We start from the raw sequence: 7,211 nt of genomic DNA, 5'->3' as shown, positions 1-7,211 counted from the left end.
CGCGTGTCGAAAAAAAAGTTTTGACACCCTAATAACGGTTCAAACCGTTGATATATCAATATTTATAGAGGGAGGAATTTATAATGAAATACGTTCACCTAGGTATTAACGTTACAAATTTAGAGACATCCATCGAATTCTACCAAAAATTATTTGGTATGCCACCAATTAAAGTGAAAGTTGATTATGCTAAATTTTTATTAGAGATACCTGGATTAAATTTCACATTAAATGTTCAAGATGAGGTAAAAGGAAACCAAGTTAATCACTTCGGATTTCAAGTAGATAGTTTAGAAGAAGTCTTAACTCATAAGGATAGACTTGAAACAGAAGGATTTTTTGCACGTGAAGAAATGGATACAACATGTTGTTATGCTGTGCAAGATAAGTTTTGGGTTACAGACCCAGATGGAAATGAATGGGAGTTTTTCTATACAAAAACAGATAGCGAAGTTGAAGAACAAGATTCTACCTCTTGCTGTATAACTTCAAACAAGAGGAAAAAGAGTGCATGCTGATAATAACAAGGATGGATATAATAAAATGAAGCGTTTATCCTTTTTAGATCGTTATTTAACACTTTGGATTTTCCTTGCGATGGTTGTAGGAATTGGGCTCGGCTCTATATTTCCAGGATTAGTAAATGGATTAAATAAATTCCAAGTAGGAACAACATCCATACCATTAGCAATTGGATTAATTCTTATGATGTATCCCCCATTAGCTAAAGTACGTTATGAAGAAATAGGTCGAGTATTTAAAGATGTAAAAGTTCTAACTTTATCCCTTGTACAGAACTGGGTAATTGGGCCCGTACTTATGTTTTTTTTAGCTGTTATTTTTCTACCTGATAAGCCAGAGTACATGGTTGGGCTTATTCTGATTGGCTTGGCACGCTGTATAGCCATGGTGATTGTTTGGAATGATTTAGCCAAAGGTGATACCGATTATGCAGCAGGCTTAGTTGCATTTAACTCTATTTTCCAAGTTATCTTTTTCTCAATCTACGCCTATGTTTTTGTCACTGTTATTCCAGAATGGTTCGGATTCCAAGGGGTAGAAATTGATGTGACGATTGGTGATGTTGCTAAATCTGTGTTTATCTATCTCGGCATCCCATTCATCGCTGGAATGATTACTCGTTTTTCTTTAGTAAAAATGAAGGGGCGACAGTGGTATGAAATCGTATTCATCCCTAAAATTAGCCCAATTACCTTAATTGCATTATTGTTTACTATTATGGTGATGTTCTCACTAAAAGGTGATATGATTGTCGCTTTACCATTAGACGTAGTAAGAATTGCCATCCCACTATTAATATACTTTGTCATCATGTTCTTTGTATCCTTCTTTCTGGGAAAGAAATTAGGAACAAATTACCCGGTAACTACCACACTTGCCTTTACGGCAGGTAGTAATAATTTTGAATTAGCCATAGCTGTAGCTGTTGGAGTATTTGGCATACACTCAGGAGTGGCTTTTGCTGCAGTCATTGGTCCATTGGTTGAGGTTCCAGTTATGATCGCACTTGTGAACGTCGCTTTATGGTTTAAGAAAAAATACTTTAGTGAACACGTAGTTTAAAGTCCAATAATAAAGGTGGCAGCTTTACATGGCAAACAAAAAAACAATTTACTTCTTATGTACAGGAAACTCATGTCGTAGTCAAATGGCTGAAGGATGGGCAAAGAAATATTTAAGCGACGAATGGAATATATACAGTGCAGGGATAGAGGCGCATGGTTTAAATCCAAATGCGATTAGGGCTATGAAAGAGGCAGGCATTGATATTACAAATCAAACATCGAATGTAATAGATCCGAAAATCTTAAACAATGCTGATTTGGTGGTAACTTTATGTGAGGATGCAAAAGATAAATGCCCGATAACACCACCGCACATTAAACGAGAGCACTGGGGATTCAAGGACCCAGCAAAAGCTACAGGGACAGAGGAAGAAAAATGGGCATTTTTCCAATGTATAAGAGATGAAATTGGAGAAAAAATCCTACATTTCGCAAATAAAAACGGAAAGTTAAGATGATAGTATACCATCAATAGCTCCCATTATTTTTATAAGAATAAGACCCGGTCAACGCCGGGCCTTTTCATGGCGAGAGTGTTATATTATGCGAATTACTTCTATTTAATTATCGTACCAGTCTCCGGTCCAATAGAAATGTTCAGTTTGCCGCGGCCAGTCATGATCCTGACTACACTCGGATATCTTTCCCCCTCTCATATTAATCATTGTAGGGGGAAAAATATAAAAGAATCAGTCAACTTTTCTAACACAAAAAAAGCCGACTAAATCTATACAAGATTCAATCGACATTTTATATTTCACATGATAAAAAGTATGTATAAACCTTTATTATGCTAGAGCAATTGCATAATTTTCAATTTGAGATATTTTGATATAATGTACCATTTGTATCTCTTATCTCAATATTAGATTTTATTCTATCCAGTCCTATAATAATCGACGGGTTGTTTTCAGTCGATTTGTTATAAAAAGTTCTAACAGATATAATTGTCTTTTCAGTTTGTTCTTCCACATTCAGCACCTCTATATTATTTCCCGCCATTTCTTCCCCGAGAGATAATATAACAGCTTTATTCCCTTCGCTAATCGTTAAAATATTATAACCTCTCATTTTCGGGTTCTTTTCCAGTTTTTCCAAATACTCTTCAATTTCACCATATGTATTTTCATTTGTTTTATTAATAGTCCAGTAATCAGGTTTATTTAAAAAGGTGAACACACCAAAACTTACCACAAATAAAACTATTATTGTAAATATTAACTTTTGCAATAATACTGTTTTACCTAGAATTGCTATTAAAGAAAAAATTGTTAATATTCCTAAGCTTAACAAGCCAAAAGGCATTCCGGAGAATCCTCCAATTATTAAACTCCCAACTAACGTGGCAACTCCTATTAAACCTACAATCAATGCCCTTTTCTTATAATTTAATACTTGTGAAAAGAAAAAAGTAAGTGCATAAAACCCGATTCCTAATAATAACCCCATAAGATACATAATCGTAAATATATGCAAAATGGCCCCTCCTGTTTTTTAAAAAAGACCTTATACCTATTATATCAAATAGAAAAAATTTTTTTCATGGCGTATTTCATTGTGACTCTATCACATCTTAATATTTGGAATCTGTCCTAGTTTGGATACCTTCTTAAAGAGTACTCTCAAATTAGAATGAGAGTACTCCATACTTTTTTCTATCTGTGAGAACAGACAATATTGATCTCGCAAATACCATTCCCACCAGAAACCAACCAATCAACTTATTCCCTTTAATACTTCTTTTGTAGTTTGTTAGATATTTGAATAATTTCCTGTATAGAGCACATAACCTTTATCCATCACTACTGCATAATGGATTGCTATTTACACGTCTTTACTTGGATATTTAATTATTTGTTAATTCATACGACCGTGGTAAGATATTGTTATCTATAATCTATGTGTTCAAATCAAGGAGGTAACTATTATGGACTTGACCTCAGATCAACGATCTGTGTTACTTGCGTTAACCACTGATTGGCAGGCACCAATACAGATAGCTGACCAGCTTTCAAAAGAAGGTAGAGATTCATCAAAAGTAAATCAGTCCCTTAAGGACTTAATGCGTGTAGGTCTGGTTCAAACTAATCCTGTTGTGCTGGGCATGTACCGACTTACTTCGGACGGCACTGTCACCCAGGCGGATCTGTTAAGGGAGTAACCGCCCCCTTTTCCTTCGAACTGTACGTTAAAATTCAAACCCAATTATTCTTAATGTAACTACAGATTATTTATTAGGTGTGGAACTAATGACTCTACTGATTGGGATAAGGACGAGGAAGACTTCCAAAAATTCATTAATGCCCCTGACTGAGTTAAAGCGGATTACCTAACACACCCGACGAAGATTTGTGGAAACTGCGTAAAATGTGGGAGATTATGAAAGAAGATAAAAATAGATGAGGTGCTTAATATGGGGTTTTTCAGCTTAAAAGCAGAATGTGCAGTATGCGGAAATGAGGCTAGTTTAAACAGGTATCAAATAGCAAATAAGCAGTGGATGTGCTCCAGCTGTATGAAAAAGATTGGATTTATAAAAATCGGACAGGCCGGAAAACCGATAACTAAAATGACACCAGATGATATTCGCGATTTGATCAATGGTAAAGTAAATAACGAAAATGAGCTTGACTCTTTTAAAGCAACAAAGAAAATTGGCAAATACATAGAATTTGATGATAAGCAGGAAAAGTGGCTTGTTCTATCAGCTATATTAGGAAGAAGAAATAATTCAAAGGTATATAACTATAGTGACATTGTTGACTTTGAACTATTGGAAGATGGTGAATCGGTCGCATCAGGTGGTCTAGGTAGAGCGTTGGTCGGTGGCGCACTATTTGGTGGAGCTGGCGCTGTGGTAGGTGCAGTAACAGGAAAAAAGAAAGCTAAAGGCGTTTGTACAAGTCTTAAACTAAAAATAACTGTTAATGACTTTAACAACCCAGCTGTTTATATAAATTTTATAACCGCATCCACTAAAAAAAATAGCTTTTTATATAAAACTGTTATGGATGATGCACAAGAATGCTTATCTACATTTCAACTAATTTGTGAAAGACAGAAAGAAGAAAAAGCAGAAGAAGTTTCACACAATACAGTGTCTGCAGCAGATGAAATAAAAAAATTCAAAGAACTATTAGATGCAGGGATTTTATCCCAAGAAGAATTTGATGCAAAGAAAAAAGAGTTACTTGGACTTTAATATACGCCCATTATTTTGGGCTTTTCTTTTAAACTAAAAAGAAACTTCAGTTCTGTAGGAAGTGTTTACGTCATCAACACACATCAAGCAGAAATAGCAGCCATTGAGGAGAAATATGTAAATTTCAAGAGAGGTGGCATACAATTAAGCAAGCTCTTGCAGTGAAAAAATAAGCGGGGGTTTCGAGACAAAAACAAAAAAACGTTTTATATCCCCGGCTGCCGCCTTAATGAATATAATTAAATCCGACCCACAGCCTGGACACTTGTGAACCCTAACATCCATTTCTGGATGAAGCGCAATGCGCTATTCCACTTTTATGATCAATACATCTTCAAGGCCGGGAATTTTCATGGTAAAATTCATTTGCACGAAATTCCAATCTTTGCTTGTTTCTCAACAATTCAAGTATAAAAGAATTGGATGTTTGCGTGAGTTTTTTATGTACAAATAGGGTAGTAACTCCAACATTTAGTATAGAGCCTTAAATTATAAAATCCGAGGATTCCCAATTAAGGAAATGCCTCGAATCATTTTGTTCATTATCATAAAGTAGGGGAATTTATTATACCTTTAAAAAATCGGGTTGATTAAAACTAGGGTTCGGATATTTATAGAAACCTTCCCCTACTGATCTTCCTAACTTTCCTTTGTCAATGTACTCTGTTTTTAATAAATTTGCTACCTTTTCGATTTGCACATCACCTGTCGCTTTTGCTTTCGCAAGGGTAATATTATACGCAGTATTAATGCCAACGATATCTAAAATAGCAAAAGGCCCTAGCGGTGAACCTGTAGCAATCATCCACGTTTTATCAATCGTTTCAACATCAGCTACCTCTTTCGCTAACAGCATTTGTGCAGCATCTAACAAAGGAACAAGTAGAGAGTTTAGAATATACCCAGGTTGCTCCTTATGTAAAGGCAAAGCTACCATCCCAATTGCTTTTGCAAACTCGATAACTTCATTAAAAATATCCGAATCAGTTCCTTCATGCTTCATAATTTCCGCTGTATTGTTTTTCCAAATTTCATTAGCGAAATGCAAAGCAAGAAACTTTTCAGGTCTCCCAGTTGCTTCAGCAAATTGACTCGGTAATAAAGTAGATGAATTCGTTGTAAAACGAGTTTTATCTGGAGCAACTTTTCCTAACTCCTCGTAAAACTTCATTTTAATATTAACTACCTCCGGAATCGCTTCAATAACTAGATCTGCATCTGCGACCGCTTTTGATAAATCAGCACTATAGCTAATACGATTGGAAGTATCGGCAAGCTCTTCTTCGGTCGCCCCTAAGTCACTTTTATAGGTTGGCTTTAGTCCTTCGATTCTTTTTTTAGCATTCTCAATTGCTTCTTCATTGATATCATAAATACAGACATTAAATCCCTTAAATGCAGTTTGAAATGCAATCTGACTTCCCAAAACTCCACTTCCGGCAACAACAACATGTTTGTAGTTCATTTTGATTCTCCTTCTAAATTGTTAAATTCTTAGTTAGATTTTCTATTGACTACTCTGTACCCCCTAGTATATTCCTTTTGGATAATAAAACAAGGAATATACATATTATTACATTTCATTGAAACATGATGAACTTTAAGTTGAAGCTATTGTTCGGTGTGAAGTAGTAATGATGCCCATGTACAATACGTAACTCTATTAAATATAGTGTTGTTTCTTCACCAGAAAGAACGGCACTTATTTTTTTATAACTTTCGTTCCCTCACCGCACTAGTCTCAGGCCCAACGTAAATATTCCTTTTGCCGTAGTTTATAACAATCCTGATGAAATTCGGATGTGGAATTCCGTCTAACTTTGTCGGTCGAATGGACATTGTTTTCAGATTTTTATTTGTTAACATAAATACTAACACAGTTGTTATACACCAATTGAAAAAACCCTTGGATATGGTCTGTTGAGACAGTTTAATCCAAGGTGGTTTTTGTTTAATGAGATAGAGTTGTTTAAAAACTAAAACCATTGTTATTCCATTTAAGGGAAAAATTGTTGAACAAGGATAGTGAGTTAAACATTGGAATAACCTTAATGTATGAGGGGGGAAGTTTAATGATGTTAACAGGTCCTTTGTTAATGTCTCTTATACCGGGGATTGTTGTATTATTAGTGACGTGGTGGTTTAGGAGAATGAATTTTTCTTTATTTGTACGGATGACACCTGGGATGTTAACAGTTATAGCTGCAATTATCCTGTTTTATGTTGGTTATGTTAATATTAGGGGATTCGAAGGTGCAGCTTATGGAATTCTGGCTTTCTTTTTAGTTATCTTCGCAGTAATATCTTTTATAATGGCTAAAAAATCAGTAAAACACAGTACTTAATGACTCAACTTTCGCACCAACAAAATAAGTACTAATCGTTGGCTAGACTGAATCTTGAGCCTATCAATTATGTTGCTT

8 protein-coding genes are annotated in these 7,211 nt (G+C 35.1%); 6 read left to right on the top strand and 2 right to left on the bottom strand.

The genetic code is table 11. The features are described 5' to 3' along the window. Window positions 1–83 precede the first annotated feature (83 nt). Genes H9631_RS21735 through arsC form a run of 3 tightly spaced genes read left to right on the top strand, consistent with a single transcriptional unit; the run spans window position 84 to window position 2,044 of the window. Window positions 84–518, top strand: coding sequence for an ArsI/CadI family heavy metal resistance metalloenzyme (locus H9631_RS21735; RefSeq protein WP_191816488.1), 435 nt, complete (start codon window positions 84–86; stop codon window positions 516–518). 25 nt (window positions 519–543) lie between these two features. Continuing rightward, on the top strand, window positions 544–1,584 hold the full coding sequence (arsB, locus tag H9631_RS21730) for an ACR3 family arsenite efflux transporter (RefSeq protein ID WP_191816490.1): 1,041 nt from the start codon (window positions 544–546) through the stop codon (window positions 1,582–1,584). A 28-nt stretch (window positions 1,585–1,612) separates the two neighbouring features. Further along, window positions 1,613–2,044, top strand: coding sequence for an arsenate reductase (thioredoxin) (gene arsC / locus H9631_RS21725; RefSeq protein WP_191816486.1), 432 nt, complete (start codon window positions 1,613–1,615; stop codon window positions 2,042–2,044). Between the two features lie 355 nt (window positions 2,045–2,399). Here arsC and H9631_RS21720 read toward each other — a convergent pair whose 3' ends face one another. After that, entirely contained in the window at window positions 2,400–3,062 is a 663-nt protein-coding gene (locus H9631_RS21720) for an MFS transporter (RefSeq protein ID WP_191816484.1), read from the bottom strand. A 451-nt stretch (window positions 3,063–3,513) separates the two neighbouring features. Here H9631_RS21720 and H9631_RS21715 point away from each other — a divergent pair, with 451 nt between their 5' ends. Further along, complete coding sequence (locus H9631_RS21715) at window positions 3,514–3,747, top strand: hypothetical protein (protein WP_191816482.1); 234 nt, start codon at window positions 3,514–3,516, stop codon at window positions 3,745–3,747. Between the two features lie 252 nt (window positions 3,748–3,999). Continuing rightward, window positions 4,000–4,788 (top strand): SHOCT domain-containing protein, encoded by a 789-nt coding sequence (locus tag H9631_RS21710; protein ID WP_191816480.1) that lies wholly within the window; start codon window positions 4,000–4,002, stop codon window positions 4,786–4,788. 565 nt (window positions 4,789–5,353) lie between these two features. On the opposite strand, the gene H9631_RS21705 is transcribed toward H9631_RS21710, so the two are convergent. Beyond that, on the bottom strand, window positions 5,354–6,253 hold the full coding sequence (locus H9631_RS21705; protein WP_191816478.1) for a 3-hydroxyacyl-CoA dehydrogenase: 900 nt from the start codon (window positions 6,251–6,253) through the stop codon (window positions 5,354–5,356). 607 nt (window positions 6,254–6,860) lie between these two features. On the opposite strand from H9631_RS21705, the gene H9631_RS21700 reads away from it, so the two are divergent. Beyond that, window positions 6,861–7,133: a YesK family protein gene (locus H9631_RS21700; RefSeq protein ID WP_191816477.1), complete on the top strand. Its 273-nt coding sequence runs from the start codon at window positions 6,861–6,863 to the stop codon at window positions 7,131–7,133. The last annotated feature ends 78 nt before the right edge of the window (window positions 7,134–7,211 follow it).

The sequence above is a fragment of the Bacillus norwichensis genome, assembly GCF_014836955.1.
Classification (GTDB): Bacteria; Bacillota; Bacilli; order Bacillales; family Bacillaceae_C; genus Siminovitchia; species Siminovitchia norwichensis.
This window is presented reverse-complemented; position numbering and strand designations above follow the sequence as displayed.